The organism is Streptomyces sp. NPDC046303, assembly GCF_055588085.1.
Genome location: NZ_JBVJFA010000002.1, coordinates 76,086 through 94,802, shown reverse-complemented (window position 1 = coordinate 94,802; position 18,717 = coordinate 76,086). Strand labels below are relative to the sequence as shown.

Genomic DNA, 18,717 nt, shown 5'->3' with positions numbered 1-18,717 from the left:
AGGAAATCATGAGCCTCACCCTCGTCGCGCCGCACACCGAAGCCCCCGCCACCGCGCTGGCCCCCCGCGAGCAGGAAGCACTGCGCCACATCGCCGCAGGCTGCACCTACCTGCAGGCGGCCCGCAACATGGGGCTCTCCAAGCACACGGTCGACGCCTACCTCCGCCGCATCCGCGCCAAGCTGGGCATCAACACGACGGCGGAAATGACCCGGCTGGCGATCTCCATGGGCCTCTGAGCGGACCGGTCCTCAGGGGTGCGACCAGAAGGCCTACGACCAGAACGCGTCGTAGGCCTTCTGGTCGGACCACAGCCCCCAGGCTTCCGTGATCCGGCCGTCCCGGATGTGGAAGACGATCGTCTCGTTCATGTCCAGCTCTTTGCCCTCGCGCGAGGCCGTGACGTGCAGCAGGGCGACCGTGTGCTCGTCGTTGGCGAGCACGTCGTGGAGCTGGGGGCGGTACGTGCCGCCGGTCAGCTCGAATTCCCGCCGGAACATGGCGAAGGCGGCGTCGCGGCCCCGGTAGTCGCCGGCCAGCGGCCCGTGGCCGCCCAGATGCCACACCACGTCCGGGTGGAACACCTCCGCCAGCGCCTCCATGTCGCCGGCCGAAAACGCCTCCAGGGTCCGGTGGAACACCTCGATGTTCGGGTGATCGGCCATCGCAGCCTCCTCTGATCGGCGCGGTACGGGGGTTCTAGAGGTTTCCGAAGACCGGCCTGGCCCAGGCCGGGGGCTCCGGCGGGGCGAGGGGGACGCCCACGGTCCCGGGGTGCGGGGCGTCCACCGGGGAGGACGGGCCGGCCCGATGGCCGGCCCCGTTCCCGGTGGCGGCGCGCAGGGCCGCCACGAATTCCAGGCACGAGCCGTAGCGGTCCTCGGGGACCTTCGCCAGTGCCTTCGCCAGCACCTCGTCGGCAGCACGTGCGACATCCGGCCTCCTCTCCGTCAGGAGAGGGGGCTGGTCGTATTGGTGCGCCCACAGCAGGGCCGCGGCGTCGTCGCGCTCGAAGGGCGGGCCGCCCGCGAGGGATTCGTAGACGACGCAGGCGAGGCTGTAGAGGTCGCACCTGCCGTCGACCGGCCGGCCGGAGATCTGTTCCGGCGCCATGTAGTCGAGGGTGCCGACGAACTCGCCGGTGGTGGTGAACCCGGTGATCGCGAGCGCCTTCTTCGTGAGGCCGAAATCGGTGAGGTAGATGTGCTCGGGGTGCTCGCTGTCGGTTCCGGCGGCGACCAGGATGTTGGCGGGCTTGACGTCCCGGTGCACCAGGTCGTGCTCGTGGGCCGCGTCCAGGGCGGAGGCCACCTGGGCGGCGATGCGCAGGGCGGTCGCGACGGGCAGCGGGCCCTCCTGGTCCAGCAGGGCGCGCAGGTCCAGCCCGGAGACGTACCGCATGGCGATGTACAGGACGCCTTCGGTCTCACCGGCTTCGAAGATGGGCACGATGTGCGGGTGGTCGATCGACGCGGCCACCCGCGATTCGTGGGTGAAGCGGCGCCGGAAGGTTTCGTCGCGGGCCCGCTCGGGGGCGATCAGCTTGAGCGCGACCGTACGGTCCAGGCGCAGGTCCTTGGCGCAGTAGACGACGGCCATGCCGCCGCGGCCGAGCATCCGCTCGACCCGGTAGCCCGCGATCTGCTTGCCGATCAGGGCGGAGGGCCGGCCCGCGTAGCTGCTCAGGTTCGGTGCCGTCATGCCGACCCCGTCCTCGATCGTCCGTGACCAGCCGTACAGAGAAGTCTATCGAGTGATCCACACGCGTGCTGCCCGTCACCCGCCGCGAGGGCGGGTGACGGGCAGCGGGGGCTGCTCGGGCCGGTCGGGATCACCCCTCGCCGCCGTCGCCGCCACGGCCGCCCTGGCCGCTGGTCTGGCAGCCGACGCCGACGCAGATGCCGCCGTTGCCGCCCCAGCCCCCGGCGCCGCCGTCGCCGCCGGCCGGCGCCGCCCCGCCGTTGCCGCCGTTGCCCCCGTTGACGCTGCCGTGGCAGACCCCGGCGCAGACGCCGCCGTGGCCGCCGTTCTGGCCGTTGCCCCCGCCCGGACGTCCGTTGGCGCCGTTGCCGCCGTTGGCGCTGCCGTTGCAGAGGCCGGCGCAGACCCCGCCGTTGCCGCCGTTCGTGCCGTTGACCGACCCGGTGCAGTTGCCCGCGCACACCTTGTCACCGACGCGCACGCTGCCGTTGCCCACCTTGACGCCGCCGAAGGCCGAGCCCCCGCCGAAGCGGCTCCCGCCCTGCCGGTCGTCCCCGCCGTAGGCGAGACCGTTCTGCTGGCTGCCGAGGGTTTCGACCGCCTGGACCGACGGTGCCGGCGCCGCCGTGGCGACGGGGGCCATCGCACCGGCGCCGAGCAGAGTCGTCGAAACGACGAGACCGAGACGGAACTTCCAAGAACGTCGCGTGCGCATGAGATTCTCCCTTGCCAAGAAATCGGTTGATCGGAAGGGACCGGCGGTCGACCCGCCGGCCCGGTGCCTCACCGGCGGTTCATCCGCCGGCCCGTTGCCTCAGGTGAGGCCGCTTCCCATCAGGGCGAACCAGTCGCCGTCGACGTACTGCCGCTTCCAGGTGTCGAGCTGCTCCTGCGAGATGTCGTACTTCTTGGCGATCTTCTCCTTGGTCTCGTCCGAGTCGTCGGCCAGCAGAGTCAGCACGATGCGGACCTTGTCCACCACCGTCAGCTCCGACTTCTCCTTGTCGGGCAGGTCGCCGAACTGCAGGAGGCAGCCCACCCGGCCGGGCTTGCCGGGTTCACCCGGCTGGCCGGGCTGCCCGCCCTTGCCGCCCTCGCCGCCCTTCCCGCCTTCGCCACCCTTGCCGCCCTCGATGCAGTGGGAGGGCAGGTCGGCGGACACGGCCGCCGTGCTGATGCCTGCCGGAGCGTCGTGCACCGACGCCTGCGCGGCGCAGGCCGTACCGGTCACCAGGGCGAACGAGGTCGCGGCCAGGACGAGCGGACGCTGCCAGGAAATCGTGAACATGGGGGTCTCCGTTGGTGTGGTCAAGAAGGGGTTGGGGGGTGGGGGGAGGCCCGGAGGCCTCCCCCGTGGGGCGGGGTGTGCCGGTCAGAACAGGGAGCCACCGCCCTTTCCGCCGTTGCCGCCGAGGCCGCCGATCAGGCCGCCGAAGCCGCCGTCTCCGGCGTTGCCGCCCTTGCCGCCCTTGAAGATGCTGAAGCCGCCGTCGCCGCCGTTGCCGCCCTTGCCGCCGACCAGCCAGCCGTCGCCGCCGCCACCGCCGCCGCCGCCCTCGCCGCCTTCGAAGATTCCGGAGCCGCCCTTGCCGCCGTTGCCTCCGGCGCCACCGATGCGGCCTTCACCGCCGCCGCCGCCACCGCCGCCGCCACCGCCGACGAGGACCCCGTCCCCTCCGGCGCCGCCGTCGCCGCCCTTACCACCGGTGCCCAGGACGCTGCCGCCGCCGGCACCACCGGAACCACCGCCGCCGCCGATGAGGCCGCCGCCGCCCTTACCGCCGTTGCCTCCGGCGCCGCCGTCCTCCACGAGGGCGACGACGTGGCTCGGCATGGGAGCCGCGGACGCCGTGGCCGGGAGGGCGATCCCGCCGCCGATGACGGCAGCGGAGGCAACGAGGGTGGCGATTCGAATCTTGCGGTTCATGACTTTCTCCTACCTATTCCGATGAATTTGCGAGGTCCCGGTAATTCGGGGGGTGCGGTTTCCTCGTTTCGTTTCCGGTGAGGCCCGCACCACAAGTAAGCCCCGGGGGCCACACCCCGGTCATGTTCCGGAAAGTCGGGACTTGACACGTCCCTAAACGTCGGATAAAAGGCCCGCCCGGACGGCTCCGCGGCGTCCTGACCGGGCACGGAGCGCCCCGGGACATTGGTCCTATAGCGCCCGACAGCTCCCGGAAGCCAGAGTGATGACCACGGCGAGGGCAAGCGGCGCAGGCCATGAGGGAGTGACCATGACTCGGATATCCATAGATCCCGGACGCTTCAGCCAGTTCGGCGAGGCCACCGGAAGCACTTTCTGCCTGGTCACGAACCCCGAATTGGTCGATCAGTTCGAGATCGTCGAATCCGCCGCGTACAAGGCCTGCCTCACGATTCCGATGGGCACGGGCGACCGTTTCGAGGACATCCTCGAAAAGCGGATACCGGAGCCCGCGCACGTCCTGGTGGTCTCACCCCACAGGTTCTTCGCGTCCCCGGATCCCGATCTGGTGGGGCAGCGCAAGATCATGGGCATGGCGTGCAACTCGACGCCGACCACCCTCGAGGAGATCCGGCACTTCCTCGGCGTCATGGAGCGGACCTCGTCGGCCGAGCAGGCGGCGTTCTGCGACACCTTCTTCGAGCTCGCCGAAGAGGCCGACCACCTGGTGTACAGCGACCCCGTGCACGGCACCCGCGCCGTACTCGACCACCTCCGCGACGGCCTGGTGTGGAACCAGCAGGCCGGTCCGCTGGACTGGGGCGACCAGCAGATCGTGCCGTCCGGCGAGATCAGCGTGCTGCCGGTGGAGATCAGGGAGTTCGACGAGGCCCTGAAGCTGCCGCTGGAAGGCGAGATCACGCTGCGCGGGTACCCCATCCTGCACAACGGCACCCCGTCCTTCTCCCGGACCGACCAGGCCCGCATCCACTCCCGGCTCTGGACGATGCGCGACCACGCCATCAAGGCCAAGGTCGAGGACGGCAGGATCACGCGCCTGGAGGCGCTGGACCCGGGAGCCGCGCCGGCCGTCGACATGCTGGAGCAGATGTTCGCGGTGGACTCCCGCTACCGGATCGTCTGGGAGATCGGCCACGCGCTGAACACGTCCCTCGACATCCTGCCCGGCAACCACGCCATGAACGAGGTGTACGGCGGCACGGAAGGCTGTCTCCACTACGGCCTCGGGCTCACCCCGTACACCCAATACCACCTGGACATCATTTCGCCCGACACGCGCGTCCTCACGAGCAATGGACTGGCGCTGATCGGCCACCCGGACCACCCCACGGTGGAGAGGGTCGTCACCGCGGACTAGCGGCTTTCGGCCTTCGGACCGTTCGGGGTGAACACAAAGGAATCCATGGAGGCGGGAGGTGACTGTCATGAAGAAGATCAAGGTGCAGAAGAACCGCAACTACCTGGGCACGCTCCTGGGCTGAGTACCGACCCGTGGCGGGGCATGCGAATGCCCCGCCACGGGGTTCTCGTCGTCTTTCAGTAAGGAGCGCGCACGTGTCACCGCTGGAACTCAGCACCCGTGATTTCAGTCAATTCGGCGAGCCGGCCGAGACGTTCTGTCTGGTGACGAGCGAGGACGCCGGCGAGGCCCTCTCGCTGCTTCCCGGTGACGGGTACGCGCGCGTGGTCCATCTGACCCTGCCCCGCGGGACGCGCCTGGGCACCCTGATCGAGGAGGGCGTTCCGCCGGACGCGCACGTACTGGCCGTCTGCCCCGGCCGCTTCCTCGACTCGCCGACGCCTCAGGAGCTGGGCGCGCGCAAACTGGCCGTGCTGCCCGCCGGCTCCACCCCGCTCACCGACGAATACGTCCGCTACTTCCTGCGCTCCGCGGCCAAGACCGACGTCGCCGGACAGGCGGCCACCGCCGAGGAGTTCTTCGACCTCGTCGGGGACAGCGACCGGCTGACCATCGTCGACGACGCGGCCGGCACCGAGGCCGTCTTCGACCACACGGTGGGCGACTGCGTGTGGAACATGCAGGCGGGCGTCCTGGAGCCGGGCGATCAGCAGATCTTCCCCTCCGGCAAGGTGAGCGTCACCGCCGCGGAGATCACCACCTTCGCGCCGGAAGCCCGGCTGCTCGGTCTCCACGGGGACCTGACCCTGCGCGGGTGGCCGATCGTGCACCGGCACGCGGACCCCGCCGACGGCCCCGAGCAGCAGCGGCTCTTCGAAGCGCTCACCCCCCTCGTCTCGCACGCCGTGACGCTCCACGTCACCGCCGGAAGCATCGAGGGCGTCACCCCGCAGACCCCGGGGGCCGCGCCGGCCGCGGCCGAGCTGGACAAGCTCCTCACCGAGGATCCGCGGTACCGCGTCATCTGGGAACTCGGCTTCGGCATCAACACCACCACAGAGGTCATTCCGGCGAACTGCGGGCCCAACGAGGTGTACGGCGCCGGCGGCGGCGTGGTGAACCTCGGTCTGGGGATCACCCCGGCCACGCGCTTCGCCCTGGCCTTCCTCTGCCCCCGCAGCTCGCTGCTGACATCGGACGGAACGGCCGTGCTCGGCGCCCGCAAAGCGGTGCGCCGCGGCCGGATGCAGCGCGTCTCCAGCGCGAGCTGCGGCTGTCACTGACCCCCAGGAGGGAAGCAAGCCCATGACGATCAACCCCGAACTGCGCAAGCGGGTCGACGCCATCCTCGACACCTTCATCAAGGACTTCTACGAGACGGTGCCGTTCGCCCAGCACCAGAAGAGTGCCGCCGAACTGCACCTGGACTACTACAAGCGCCACAACATCGAGACGATCCTGCGGCTGCGCCGCAAGCGCACCATCGACGCGCTGGCCATCAAGTACTTCACCAAGGTCGACCCGGTGCAGGCCAAGGCGTGGGCGCACTACACCGACGACGAGATGCTGCACGACCGGCTGTTCGCCGCGGACCTCGCCAAGGTCGGCGTCACCAAGGACCAGATCTACTCCACCGAGCCGATGCTCTCCACCAAGCTGCTCACCGGCTACCTCCAGTACGGCATGGAGTTCGAGGACAGCCCGCTCGCGCTGATCACCAGCGTGTACTTCGTGGAGTACGTGACCACGCGCACCCAGCCCGAGTGGCTGGACAACCTGGAGAACGTCCTCGGCCAGGAGAAGGTGAAGGGTGCGCGCGCCCACGTCAACACCGACCTCGACGACGACCACGACGACTTCGTGTGGCGGGTGATGTCCACCCTCGTCACGACGGACGCGGACGAGCAGAAGGTCGTCGAGCACCTGAACCACGTGTACTGGCTGTGGAAGCTCTACTTCGTGGAGCTGCACCAGCTCACCGTGCTCGGCCGTACGGGCTCCCAGATCCCGCTGCCCACGTCGGCCGACGTCTGAGCGGGGCCCTTCCGTGCCGGACAACGACGGGGCCGCACGGCCGAACGGGCGGCAGGGAGTCGAGGTGATCGCCCTGCCGCCCGGCCGGGAGCTGCCGACCGAGACCGAGAAGTGGATCGTGGACGGCCTGGTGGAAGCCATGCCGGGCCTGCACGCCCGGCAGCTGTTCACGCTCCGCCGGGACATGCTGACCGAGGCCGACTACATCGTGGCCGGGGTGGACCGGGAGCGCGACCGCGTCGTCTCGCTGCTCACCTCCCACTGGGCGCAGATGCCCTCGGGGCGCTCCTGCCTGCACGTCATGATCCAGTTCGTGGGCGACAAGTACCGCAACGGGCCGGTCTTCGGGAAGAGCTGGTCCGTCCACTTCGCCCGGCTGCTGGCCGACGGGCGCCCGTTCCCCGAGGTGATCGCGCTCAAGACGTACAACCCCGTGGTGCACTGCGCGATGTCGGCGTTCAGCGGGCATCCGGACATCGGCATGTACCCGGATCTGACGGGCAAGGACGACCGTCTGGCGGCGCTGGCCGCCGAGGTGGCCGCGGCGCTCGCGCCGGGCGCCGCCTTCGACGCGGCTCTGGGCGTGTTCCCGGGCATCGGCCGCCCGCGCGACCTCTACCGGGAGCGGCCCACCAGTTACGTCCCCGAGGCGAACGCGTACTTCGAGCGGCACGCGGCGCCCGGGGACCGGGTGCTGTGCATGCTGCACGTCCCCACCCGGGACGGGGCGCACTCGATCCTCGCGGCCCTGGGCGTGCCGCTGCCCACCGGGCGCGGCTGAGGCCCGGACCCGGGCCCGGGCCCGGGCCCGGGCCCGGCCCCGCCACTCCGTACCCGCATCTCCAGGAACGCGAGACAGCCATGGCAGACGTCGTCTTCCCCTCCGACTACGCGCAGGCCCGCGCGGACTTCCTCGAGGCCGCCGCAGCGGCGGGCGCGCGGCTGAGGACGTTCGCGCTGCCGGGGCAACGCGGGCCGGACGGCGGTGAACTGCACGTCGACACGGCCTATGTGGGTCCGGCCGGTCCGGAGAAGCTGCTGGTGACGGTCTCCGGGACGCACGGCATCGAGGGGTTCTGCGGCTCGGCGTGCCAGACGGGCATCCTGTTGCGGGAGGGGGTGGCGCGGCAGGCCGGGCCGGGGACCGGGGTGCTGCTGGTGCACGCCCTCAATCCGTACGGCTTCGCGTACCTGCGGCGCGTGAACGAGGACAATGTCGACCTCAACCGCAACTTCGTCGACCACGGGGCTCCGCCGCACAACGACGCGTACGACGCCGTCCACGCGGCGCTGGTGCCGCTGGAGTCCCCCGCGTTCTCCCCGAGCGAACTGGTGGCCGGCCTGACCGCGCTCCGCGACCGGCTCGGCCCGCAGATGCTGCAGGAGGCCGTGACCCGGGGCCAATACCGGCACCCCGACGGCCTGTTCTACGGCGGACTGCGGCCCACCTGGTCCCAGCGGGTGTTCCGGACGGTGGTCGCCGAGCAGATCGCCGGCGCCGCGCACGTCGCCTACATCGACCTGCACACCGGACTCGGTGAGCGCGGTGTCGGCGAACCCATCTTCCGCGGCGGCCGGGACACCCGCGCCCACGAGCGCGCCCGGCGCTGGTACGGGGACGCGCTCACCGCCTCCGAGCTGGGCACCTCCTCCTCCACGCCCATCGTGGGCAATACCGCGACCGCGGTGGCCGACGGCCTGGGCCCCGGCAGCCTGCTCACGGCCATCACCCTGGAGTTCGGCACGCAGCCCGGTCCCGAGGTGCTGCTGGCGCTGTGCGCGGACGCCTGGCTGCACCGGCACCTCGCGCCGGCCGAGGCGGTCCGCTCCGAACTCAAGCAGCTGATCCGCGCGGCGTTCTGCCCCGCGCAGGACCCGGTGTGGCGCGAGCAGATCGGCCGGCGGGCGCGCGAGGTGTTCGCCCAGGCCCTGGCCGGTCTCGCGGAGGCGAAGCCGGGGGACGCCGGATGACCGCGCGTGGCAGGAAATCGTGGATGGTCGTCAGTCTGGCCACTGTCGGCGCGGCCTGCCCCACCGCAGAGTAATCCCATGGCAAGCAGCGATTCCCCCTCCGCAGTGAACGAGACGGAGCCGGAGCCCGTCCATGTCGGCGTCAAGACGGTCTGGCGGGAGTCGCCGACCGCGGTGAAGTCCCTGCTCGTGGGCACGGCGGTGAACAGACTCGGCGGCTTCATCCAGGTCTTCATGGTGCTGTACATGACGCAGCGCGGGTTCTCCGACGCCCAGGCCGGCGTCGCACTCGGCGTGTACGGCGCGGGGACCGTGCTGGGGGTGCTGACCGGCGGCTGGATGTCCGACCGGGTCGGTCCGCGGCTGACCATCATGTCGACGCTGGTGGGCTCGGCCCTGCTGTTCCCCGCGGTCCTCTACCTGGACAGCTATCCGGCGATCCTGGCGGTCATCGGGGTCGGCGCGGCGCTGAGCCAGGCGTACCGACCCGCGTCCACCAGCATGATCAGCCAGCTCATCCCCGCCGAACGCCAGGTCATGATCTTCGCCATGGTCCGGCTGGCCATCAACCTCGGCACCACGGCGGCCCCGCTGCTGGGCGCGGCCCTGGTCCAGGTGTCGTGGGACTTCCTCTTCTGGGGCGAGGCCGTGGCCATCCTGGTCTTCGCGACCGTGGCCGGGGTGACCCTGCCCCGCGGCCCGGACGCGGCCGCTGCCGCGGCCGCGCAGAAGGAGGCCGGCCGGGCCTCGGAGTCCGGGGCCGCGGGCGGCCGCAAGCCGAGCTATCTCGCGGTGCTGGCGGACGGCCGCTACCTGCTGTTCCTGCTGGCGATGTTCGTGAGCTCGGTGATCTACATCCAGTACGTGTCGACGCTTCCGCTGACGGTCAAGCAGCTCGGCCTGGGCACCGGCGTGTACGCGGCGATGGTCGCGCTGAACGGCGCACTCGTCATCACCTGCGAGCTGCTGGTCGCCAAGGTCGTGCAGCGCTGGCCGGCCAGGATCGCGGTGATCGCCGGTGTGGCCCTGACGGGCATCGGGATGAGCCTGTACGCACTGCCCTGGGGGATCGCCGCGCTGGTGATCGCGACCCTCGTCTGGTCGCTCGGCGAGATCATCGGCTATCCGACGCTCTTCTTCGCCTATCCGGCGCAGGCCGGACCGCCCGAACTGCGCGGCCGCTACCTGGGCGCGTCGAACTCGCTGTACGGACTCGGCACCGCGGTGGGCCCGTTCCTCGGCGTCATGTTCTGGAACCGGTTCGGAGACGGCCTGTGGCTCGGGTGCGGGGCCCTGGGGCTGCTCGCGGTGGGCGCCGCCTGGCTGGGCGTGCGGCCCTCGCCCGCCGCCGACCGCAAGCCTCCGCGCACGGAGCCGGACGGCGGCACGGGGTCCGGCGAAGGCCTCGGGACCGGGACCGGAACCGGAACCGGCACCGGCACCGGCACCGGCACCGGCACCGGCACGGAGGCCACCGTCGGCAGGTGAGGCAGGCAGCGCCCACGCACTACTCAGGAGGAGAAGAAATGCCCCGCTACGCGATCCTCGTCGACCCCTACTCCGGCGCGGCCGAGTACGCGAACGCCTTCCGGGCGCGAGACGTCGAACCGGTGGCCGTGCTCAGTACGCCCGGCCCGCTCAACTCCTACCGGCGTACCTGGAATCCGGACGCCTTCTTCCGTACCCACCACCACGACGGGGACTTCGCCGAGCTCGTCCGGACGGTGAAGGAGTACGACCCCGTCGCCATCGTCCCGGGCAACGAATCCGCGGTCATGCTGGTCGACGCGCTGATCGAGGAGCTGATGCCGGGCACGGGCAACGTGTTCGAGCTGTCCGAAGCGCGCCGTGACAAATGGCCCATGGGCCAGGCGGTCGCCGCCGCCGGCATTCCGCATCTGCGGCAGATCGCCACCGACGACCCCGAAGAGGTCGCCGCGTGGATCCGGGACAACGGCCTCGAGGGCCGGCCGCTCGTGCTCAAGCCCCGCCGCAGCGGGGGCACGGACGACGTGCACAAGGTCGGCGCGCGGGAGGACTGGCGGCCGTACTTCCACCGCCTCCTCGGCTCGGTCAACCGCTTCGACCTCCGCAACGACACCGTTCTGGTGCAGGAGTTCGCCGAGGGGACGGAGTACATCGTCGACACGTACTCGGTCGACGGGAAGTTCGGGCTGGTCTCGGTCAGCCGCTACAGCAAGTCCGCCAAGAACGACAGGATCGGGATCTACGACGCGGTCGACTACCTGGCCCCGCAGGACCCGATCGCGATCGCGCTGGGCGAGTACACCCGGCAGGTGGCGCAGGCGGTCGGGATCCGGACCGGCTGCACGCACACGGAGGTCATGCTGACGGCCGAGGGCCCGCGGCTGATCGAGACGGCCGCACGGCTGGCCGGGAGCTGTCTGCAGTACTCGGCGCGGCTGGCCACCGGGGACTGCCAGATCGACCGCACGGTCCGCCACCACCTCGACGGTACGTTCACCCCCGGCTACGAGATCGTGCAGCCGGTGCGCGTGGTGTGGCTGTCCAGTCCGCGCGAGGGGATCCTGCGCAACGCCGAGGCGCTGGACGCGGTCCGGGCCCTGCCGACCTTCCAGCGGCTGGGCCTGCCGTACGCGAACGGTGAACTGGTGCCGTGCACGGAGGACTTGTTCACCAGTCTGGGCTGGGTCATTCTCGCCGGCCCGAGTCAGGAATCCGTTGACGCGGACACCGTCCGTGTCAAGGAGATCGAGGCGCGGCTGACCGTGGAAACCGTCTGACCGCTGGTGGGGGCGGGGTGGGGAGCGGAAAGGGGCGGGGTGGGAATTCGGCCACCCCGCCCCTTTCCGCATGGGACGAGAGTCCTATGGTGAGGTCGAATTCACCCGACTAATGTGGCTCTCACCTGATCAAATGCGGTGGGAATATGCAACGTAATGTTGCCGGGCGGCCAAGAGGGCGAGGGCAGACGGTGGAGCCGGTTGCGTGGGTCGGGATGAGTTCTCCAGAGCACGAGAGGATCATCGGCTGGCAGGCCCCGCCACTGAAGATCGGGGTCGGCGCCACGCGGGAGATCGGATACGAACTGCGCAGGGCGGGCCTGCGGTCGGTCCTGCTGGTGACCGACCGGGTGCTGGCCGGCCTCGGCCTGCCGGCCCGGGTCGCGGGCCTCATCGAGCGGGAGGGGATCGCGGTCTCGGTCTTCGACCGCGCCCAGGTGGAGCCCACCGACGAGAGCGTCACCCGGGCCGCCCGCGAACTGGCGTCCCTCCGGGTGGACGGGTACGTCGGCCTCGGAGGCGGCAGCGCGATCGACACCGCCAAGATGCTGAACCTGCTGCTCACCTACCCCGGCCGGTCGGTACGCGACTACCTGAACGCGCCGATAGGCGCCGGACTGAGGATCCCCGGCCCGCTGAAGCCGCTGGTGGCGGTGCCCACCACGGCCGGGAGCGGGAGCGAGTGCACCGCCATGGTCGCCCTCGGCGTGTCGGGCCTGAACGTGAAGACGGGGATCAGCGACCTGCGGCTGCTGCCGGCCCTGGCGCTGGTCGACCCCGCCAACACCCTCACGCTGCCGCCGGCGGTCACCGCGTCCTCGGGGTACGACGTGCTGACGCACGCCTGCGAGTCGTATACCGCCCGCCCCTACGACCGGCGTCCCCCCTACCCCGCTCCGGAGGACCGGCCGCTGTACGTCGGCGCCAACCCGATCAGTGACGTGTGGGTGGAGCAGGCACTGCGGCTGGTCGGCCGCTATCTCCGGCGGGCCGTGCTCAACCCCGACGATCTGGAAGCCCGTATCGGAATGAGCCAGGCGGCAAGCTATGCGGGAATGGGGTTCGGCAATGCCGGAACCCATATTCCGCACGCGTGCGCCTATCCGATAGCCGGACTCGTACGCGATTACCGGCCGGAGGGATATGCGGTCGATCACGCGATGGTGCCGCACGGCGCCGCGGTCGTCTCCACCGCCCCCGCGGCATTCGAATTCACCTATCCGACATCGCCCGAACGCCATCTGCGTGCGGCCGAGCTGCTCGGCGCGAATCTGGCCGGAGTGTCAACGTCCCATGGAGCGGATGTACTTCCGGCCACTTTACAACGGCTGGTGTCGGATACCGGCGGACCAGGCGGCCTTGCGTCGTTCGGTTATTCGGGCAAGGATCTCCCTGCGCTTGTCGACGGCGCGCTCAAACAGCAGCGCCTGCTGGTGTGCTGCCCGCGCCGCGTCGCCGCTCATGATCTGGAAAGAATCCTCGGCGGTTCGATGACCGGCTGACGACGAGTGCTGCGGTCCCCCATGCAAGGAGCTTGAGACCCCCGTGAGCGAAGCAGACTTAACCGAGTACACGGCCGTGATCGCGGGAAAGAAGGTTCCCGCGGTGGCGTGGATCGACGTCCTCGATCCGTCGAACGGCCGCCCGTTCGCGCGAGTGGCCCGCTGCGGCGCGGCCGAGGTCGCCGACGCCGTGGACGCGGCCCGGCACACGTACGAGTCCTCCTGGCGGTTCGCCACGGTGGCGGAGCGGTCCGGGGTCTGCCGCCGGATCGCCGCGGCGATCCGCGCCGAACGCCGGGAACTGGCCGTGCTGGAGACCCTCGACACCGGCAAGCCGCTCGGGCAGTCGCTGGTCGACGCCGATGTCGCCGCACGCTACTTCGACTTCTACGCCAGTGCGGTGGAAGCACTCGGCGGCGAAACGATCCTGCACCAAGCGGACCGCTTCGCCTTCACCCTCCGCGAGCCGTACGGGGTGTGCGGGCACATCATCCCGTGGAACTACCCCCTGCAGATCGCCGCCCGGACGGTCGCACCCGCCCTCGCGGCCGGGAACTGCTGCGTGCTCAAGCCGGCCGAGGACGCGCCGTTGACCTCGCTGCGCCTGGCGGAGATCGTCCTGGAAGCGGGGCTCCCGGCGGGCGCGCTGAACGTGGTGCCGGGGTACGGAGAGGAGGCGGGCGCCGCGCTGGCCGCGCATCCCGGCCTGGACCGCCTGGCCTTCACCGGTTCCCGGGAGGTCGGCGAGGCCGTGATGGCGGCGGCGGCGCGCACCATCGTTCCGGTCACCCTGGAGCTCGGCGGCAAGTCCCCGCACATCGTGCTCCCCGACGTCGACGCCGCACGTGCGGTGCCGCTGATCGTCGACTCGATCACCGAGCACGCGGGGCAGAACTGTTCGGCCGGAAGCCGGCTGCTCGTCCACCGGTCCGTGCACGAGGAGCTGGTGGCGGCCCTCGCGGACGCGTTCCGCGCCCTGCGCATCGGCCCGGGCATCGGCGATCCCGACATGGGACCGCTCATCTCCGCGAAACAGCGCGACAGGGTGCTCGGCTACATGGCCGAGGGCGCCCGGCACGCCGAGGTCCGCGCCGGCGGCGGCGTACCCGAGGGCGAGGGCCACGCCGGAGGGTTCTACGTGCAGCCCACCCTGCTGGACGGCGTGGCACCGGAACACCGGGTGTTCAACGAGGAGATCTTCGGCCCGGTCCTGTGCGTGACCGTCTTCGACGCGCTGGACGAAGCGGTCGAGCTCGCCGAGCACACCACCTACGGGCTGGCCGCCGGTGTCTGGACCTCCGACGTGACCACCGCCCACTGGCTCGCCCAGCGGCTGCGGGTGGGGCAGGTGTTCGTGAACAACTACAGCGCGGCGGGAGGCGTGGAGCTTCCCTTCGGGGGATACAAGCGCTCGGGCATAGGCGTGGAGAAGGGGCTGGAGGCGCTGCGCGAATACACGCGGTGCAAGACAGTGGCCCTCCACACGCAGCTTCCTTCTTGACCCCTCACCGAAAAGAGCGGTTCGGTTATCACATCTGCATCAAGGGAGTGCACCTGATGGCACGTGTCGTGCAGAGGCGAGTTGTGGAGTTGAATGGCGAGAGGTGCTGCGAATTCTGCGGTGCGCCACCGCAGCCCGTTACGGCCCTGGCCGAAGCGGTCGACAGGATGCACAAGGCCCTCGGTGAGGTGCAGGATGCGCTGGAAGCCCAGGAGCAGATGATCGAGGTCTTGCGCACGGATACCGGAGAAGAGCCGGAGGCGAATCCCGCCCCGTCCGCTCCCCCGGCGGATCCGACGTCCCGGGAACCCCTTTCCTCCCTGACGGCGCGCGAGCGGGAGATTTTGGTCCTCGTCTCCCAGGGGAAGTCGAACCGGCGGGTCGCCAGTTCGCTCGGCATATCGGAGAAGACCGTGCGGAACCATTTGTCCGCCGTCTTCTCGAAGGTGGGCGCCTCCGATCGAACCCAAGCCGTCGTCATGGGAATCCGCGGCGGTATCGTCTCCATCGGCGAATGATTGCGGGATCCATGCCGTCAGTGTGCGGGAGCTTTTGGCCACCTGACAGTGGTGGGACTGTCAGAACACCACGAATCCCTGCCACATTGGATCCCATGCTGAAGAACGTAGCCGCGGTGCTACTCGACAACGTCCACCCCTTCGAGCTGGGCGTCGTATGCGAAGTGTTCGGGATCGACCGCCAGGAGGAGGGGCTGCCCGCCTACGACTTCGCGCTCGTCGCCGCGGAATCCTCGTCCGTGCGAGCGGTCCCCGGATTCACCATCAGCACGCCCTACGGCCTCGACCGGCTCGCGGACGCGGACCTCATCGCCATCCCCGTGGGGGACGACTTCCACACCAGGGACTTCCCGCCGGAGCTCCTGGAAGCCCTGCGCCAGGCGGTGGCGCGCGGCGCCCGGGTGCTCAGCGTCTGCGTCGGGGCCTTCGTCCTGGCGGCCGCCGGGCTCCTGGACGGGCGGCGCTGCACCACGCACTGGCGGTACGCCGATGCGCTCGCGGCACGCTATCCGAAGGCGGAGGTCGAACCGGGCGTGCTGTACGTCGACGAGGATCCGGTCTTCACCTCGGCCGGCACCTCCGCGGGCATCGACGCGGCCCTCCACCTGGTGCGCAAGCTCCAGGGCAGCGACGTCGCCAACGCCATCGCCCGGCGCATGGTCGTCCCCCCGCACCGGGACGGCGGCCAGGCCCAGTACATCGAGAGGCCGGTGGCGGAGTTCCGCGAGGACGGCGTGCGCGACGTCCTGGCCTGGGCCGAGGAGCACCTGGACCAGGAGATCAGCGTGGAACAGCTGTCGGCCCTGGCGTGCATGTCGCCGCGGACCTTCGCCCGGCGCTTCCGCATGGAGACCGGCACCACCCCGTACCGCTGGCTGCTGGCGCAGCGGGTACTGAGCGCCCAGCGGCTTCTGGAGAAGACGGACGAGACGATGGAGGCGGTGGCCGCCCGTACGGGATTCCCCAACGCGGCTGCCCTGCGCCACCAGTTCGTCCGCTCGCTGGGCACCACCCCGAACGCCTACCGGCGCGCCTTCCGGGGTTCTCTCACCTGATACGGCACACACACCGGGCCCCTGCCCGGGCGAACAGGAGGACGGGAATGCTGCGCATCGCGATAGTCGGCGCCACCGGCGCTGTGGGCAGGGAGTGCCTGGCCCTGCTCGACGGCGGGATCGTGCCGGTGGAACAGGTGGTGCCGGTCGGCTCGGCCCGCAGCCTCGGCCGGGACCTGGGCGCCGAACTCGGGCTGTCCCTGCCCATGGCCCCGCTGGTCACGGTCGGAGAACTCGACCCCCGGGGTCTGGACGCGGCCGTCTTCTGCGCGGGCGTGGACGTCAGCAACCGGGAGGCGGAGCGGCTGGCCGCGGCCGGTGTGCTGGTCGTCGACAACAGTTCCGCGTTCCGGATGCGGCCGGACGTGCCGCTCGTCGTACCGCAGGTGAACCCCGGCGCCCTCGCGGTCCGGCCGGCCTCCGGCCTGGTGGCGAATCCGAACTGCTCGACCATCCAGCTGGTGCGCGCCCTCCAGCCGCTGCACGAACTCGCCACGCTGGACAGCGTGGTGGTGGCCACCTACCAGGCGGCGTCGGGCGGCGGACTGCAGGGGCTGGAGGAACTGGCCTCGGGATCCCGGGCGATCCTGGCCGACCCCGGGGCGCAGGGCGGGCCGGGCGGGCGGTTCGGGCAGCCGCTGCCCTTCAGCCTCGTGCCCGAGATCGGTCTCCAGGACGATTCCGGGCTCACCCACGAGGAACGCAAACTCGTCCGCGAACCGCGCAAGATACTCGGCCTGCCGGAGCTGCGGGTGAGCGCCACGGCGGTGCGGGTGCCGGTCTTCCACTGCCACTCCGAGGCGGTGCACGTCAGGCTGCGCGAGCCGGTCACCACCGCGGCCGTCGAGAAGGCGCTCACGGCCACCCCGGGGCTGCGGGTCTACACCCGGTCGGACAGCCCCTCGTACCCGATGCCCCGCTCCGTCTTCGCCCGGCCGCAGGACCGGGCGCTGGTGCACGTCGGCCGCATCCGGGTCGAGCCGGAGGACCCGCGGGCCGTGGCGGTGTGGGTGGTCGCCGACAACCTGTGGGTCGGGGCGGCGCTCAACGCCCTGCAGATCGTGGAACTCGCCGTGGAGAAGGGGTGGTGGGGTTGACCGGCGGCGGCGCCGCCTCGCCGGACCGGGGCCCGCTGGTGGTGAAGTTCGGCGGATCGGCGTTCGCGGACCTGGACGGCTACACACGGGTGGCCCGGTACACGGCCGGTCGGGTGGCCGCCGGGAAGCGGCCCGTGGTGGTCGTGGTGAGCGCGATGTCCGGCACCACGGGCAGGCTCCAGCAGACCCTCGGCGTGCTGGCCGACGATCCGCCCGCACCGGTCGCCGCCATGCTGCTGACCAGCGGCGAGACGGTGAGCGTGGCCTTGCTCGCGGCCGCGCTCCATGCCGGGGGCGTCCCCGCGCTGGCGCTCTCCGCGGCCGGCACCGGGCTGCTGGGCGAGGGGCCCGCCGATCGGGCGAAGCTGGTCCGGGCCGATCCCGCGGCGCTGCTGTCGGGTCTGGAGGACCGTCCGGTCCTGGTCGTCCCGGGCGGGCAGGCGGTCGACGCGGCCGGCCGGACCGTGATGCTGGGGCGCAACAGCTCCGACCTGTCGGCGGCGGCGATGGCCGCGGCGCTGGGCGCCGGCACCTGCGTGCTCTTCTCCGACGTGCCCGGGGTGTGCACGGCGGACCCCTATCTGGTGCCGGCCGCGCGGACGCTGCCCGCGATCAGCTACGAGGGGGTGCGGCGGATGTCGCGGCACGGCGCCAAGGTCGTCCACGAGAGCGCCGTGGACTGGGCGGAGCGCGGGGACGTGCGGCTGCACTGCCGGCCCTTCCCGTGGACCGGCGGCGCGGGCGGGGACGGGACCGTGGTGGGCGAGGGTCCCGAGGCGGCCGCGGTCGTCGCGCACAAGAGCAGCGACGTCTGGCGCTTCCGGTCCGGGCCGGAGCGCAGGGCGGCGGCCCGGGGGCTGCTGGCGGAGGGGCTGCGGACCACGGAGTTCGACGCGGCGAGCGGCACGTATCTGGTGGTGCCGGGCGGGGTCAGGGGTACGGCGCGGCACCTCGGCGCCGGGCGGCGGCACGAGGGCCTGTGCCTGATCACCACGGTGCACGCCGACGGGCGGGCCGAGCACGTCCTGGTGTCCCGCGCGGACGCCGACGCCGAGGCCCGCCGGTGCCACGGCCTGCTCTACCCGGACCAGGCCCCGGACCCGGACCAGCACCCGCATGCGGAGGCGGTGGGCGCCGCGGGGCCGGCCGTACCGGCACCGGTCAAGGCCCGCTCCGCGCACAGTGACCTCCTGTCCGGCCCCCGGCCCGGCCGCGCGGCGGGGGACGGCGGGCGCTGAGCGCCCCGGGTTCGACATGCGGACGCG

The 18,717-nt window shown here is 71.2% G+C and carries 19 protein-coding genes; 14 read left to right on the top strand and 5 right to left on the bottom strand.

Going from position 1 to position 18,717, the window contains the following annotated elements:
* Window positions 1-8 precede the first annotated feature (8 nt).
* Complete coding sequence (locus ACZ6I1_RS02225; RefSeq protein ID WP_469282139.1) at window positions 9-239, top strand: response regulator transcription factor; 231 nt, start codon at window positions 9-11, stop codon at window positions 237-239.
* 33 nt (window positions 240-272) lie between these two features.
* On the opposite strand, the gene ACZ6I1_RS02220 is transcribed toward ACZ6I1_RS02225, so the two are convergent.
* The 5 genes from ACZ6I1_RS02220 to ACZ6I1_RS02200 all read right to left on the bottom strand — a co-directional run bounded on the left by ACZ6I1_RS02220 (window position 273) and on the right by ACZ6I1_RS02200 (window position 3,628).
* Window positions 273-665 (bottom strand): nuclear transport factor 2 family protein, encoded by a 393-nt coding sequence (locus ACZ6I1_RS02220; protein WP_469282137.1) that lies wholly within the window; start codon window positions 663-665, stop codon window positions 273-275.
* Window positions 666-699: 34 nt separating this feature from the next.
* Window positions 700-1,701 carry a serine/threonine-protein kinase gene (locus tag ACZ6I1_RS02215; RefSeq protein ID WP_469282135.1) on the bottom strand — a complete coding sequence of 334 codons (1,002 nt, stop codon included), beginning with the start codon at window positions 1,699-1,701 and terminating at the stop codon, window positions 700-702.
* Window positions 1,702-1,831: 130 nt separating this feature from the next.
* On the bottom strand, window positions 1,832-2,416 hold the full coding sequence (locus tag ACZ6I1_RS02210; RefSeq protein WP_469282132.1) for a hypothetical protein: 585 nt from the start codon (window positions 2,414-2,416) through the stop codon (window positions 1,832-1,834).
* A 99-nt stretch (window positions 2,417-2,515) separates the two neighbouring features.
* Entirely contained in the window at window positions 2,516-2,989 is a 474-nt protein-coding gene (locus ACZ6I1_RS02205; protein WP_469282130.1) for a transposase, read from the bottom strand.
* Between the two features lie 84 nt (window positions 2,990-3,073).
* Entirely contained in the window at window positions 3,074-3,628 is a 555-nt protein-coding gene (locus ACZ6I1_RS02200; RefSeq protein ID WP_469282128.1) for a hypothetical protein, read from the bottom strand.
* Between the two features lie 310 nt (window positions 3,629-3,938).
* Between ACZ6I1_RS02200 and ACZ6I1_RS02195 the strand changes: the two genes are divergently transcribed.
* The 13 genes from ACZ6I1_RS02195 (at window position 3,939) to ACZ6I1_RS02135 (ending at window position 18,690) form a co-directional block, all read left to right on the top strand.
* Window positions 3,939-5,006, top strand: a complete 1,068-nt coding sequence (locus ACZ6I1_RS02195; protein ID WP_469282126.1) for a hypothetical protein — start codon at window positions 3,939-3,941, stop codon at window positions 5,004-5,006.
* 197 nt (window positions 5,007-5,203) lie between these two features.
* Window positions 5,204-6,292 carry a hypothetical protein gene (locus ACZ6I1_RS02190; protein ID WP_469282124.1) on the top strand — a complete coding sequence of 363 codons (1,089 nt, stop codon included), beginning with the start codon at window positions 5,204-5,206 and terminating at the stop codon, window positions 6,290-6,292.
* A gap of 22 nt (window positions 6,293-6,314) precedes the next feature.
* Entirely contained in the window at window positions 6,315-7,043 is a 729-nt protein-coding gene (locus ACZ6I1_RS02185; RefSeq protein ID WP_469282122.1) for a hypothetical protein, read from the top strand.
* Between the two features lie 13 nt (window positions 7,044-7,056).
* Window positions 7,057-7,824, top strand: coding sequence for a hypothetical protein (locus ACZ6I1_RS02180; RefSeq protein WP_469282121.1), 768 nt, complete (start codon window positions 7,057-7,059; stop codon window positions 7,822-7,824).
* Between the two features lie 80 nt (window positions 7,825-7,904).
* Complete coding sequence (locus ACZ6I1_RS02175; protein WP_469282119.1) at window positions 7,905-9,014, top strand: M14 family metallopeptidase; 1,110 nt, start codon at window positions 7,905-7,907, stop codon at window positions 9,012-9,014.
* Between the two features lie 78 nt (window positions 9,015-9,092).
* Window positions 9,093-10,502 (top strand): MFS transporter, encoded by a 1,410-nt coding sequence (locus tag ACZ6I1_RS02170; RefSeq protein WP_469282117.1) that lies wholly within the window; start codon window positions 9,093-9,095, stop codon window positions 10,500-10,502.
* Window positions 10,503-10,540: 38 nt separating this feature from the next.
* The gene (locus tag ACZ6I1_RS02165; protein ID WP_469282116.1) at window positions 10,541-11,779 is read left to right on the top strand and encodes an ATP-grasp domain-containing protein; all 1,239 of its coding nucleotides are present in this window, start codon (window positions 10,541-10,543) and stop codon (window positions 11,777-11,779) included.
* A 215-nt stretch (window positions 11,780-11,994) separates the two neighbouring features.
* Window positions 11,995-13,281, top strand: a complete 1,287-nt coding sequence (locus ACZ6I1_RS02160) for a hydroxyacid-oxoacid transhydrogenase (RefSeq protein WP_469282115.1) — start codon at window positions 11,995-11,997, stop codon at window positions 13,279-13,281.
* A gap of 43 nt (window positions 13,282-13,324) precedes the next feature.
* The gene (locus ACZ6I1_RS02155) at window positions 13,325-14,782 is read left to right on the top strand and encodes an aldehyde dehydrogenase family protein (RefSeq protein WP_469282113.1); all 1,458 of its coding nucleotides are present in this window, start codon (window positions 13,325-13,327) and stop codon (window positions 14,780-14,782) included.
* Window positions 14,783-14,838: 56 nt separating this feature from the next.
* Window positions 14,839-15,300 (top strand): response regulator transcription factor, encoded by a 462-nt coding sequence (locus tag ACZ6I1_RS02150; protein WP_469282112.1) that lies wholly within the window; start codon window positions 14,839-14,841, stop codon window positions 15,298-15,300.
* Window positions 15,301-15,395: 95 nt separating this feature from the next.
* Window positions 15,396-16,355 carry a GlxA family transcriptional regulator gene (locus ACZ6I1_RS02145; RefSeq protein ID WP_469282110.1) on the top strand — a complete coding sequence of 320 codons (960 nt, stop codon included), beginning with the start codon at window positions 15,396-15,398 and terminating at the stop codon, window positions 16,353-16,355.
* Between the two features lie 47 nt (window positions 16,356-16,402).
* Window positions 16,403-17,452, top strand: a complete 1,050-nt coding sequence (locus tag ACZ6I1_RS02140) for an aspartate-semialdehyde dehydrogenase (protein ID WP_469282109.1) — start codon at window positions 16,403-16,405, stop codon at window positions 17,450-17,452.
* Complete coding sequence (locus tag ACZ6I1_RS02135) at window positions 17,440-18,690, top strand: amino acid kinase family protein (RefSeq protein ID WP_469282107.1); 1,251 nt, start codon at window positions 17,440-17,442, stop codon at window positions 18,688-18,690. Before ACZ6I1_RS02140 ends, ACZ6I1_RS02135 begins: the two co-directional genes overlap by 13 nt.
* The last annotated feature ends 27 nt before the right edge of the window (window positions 18,691-18,717 follow it).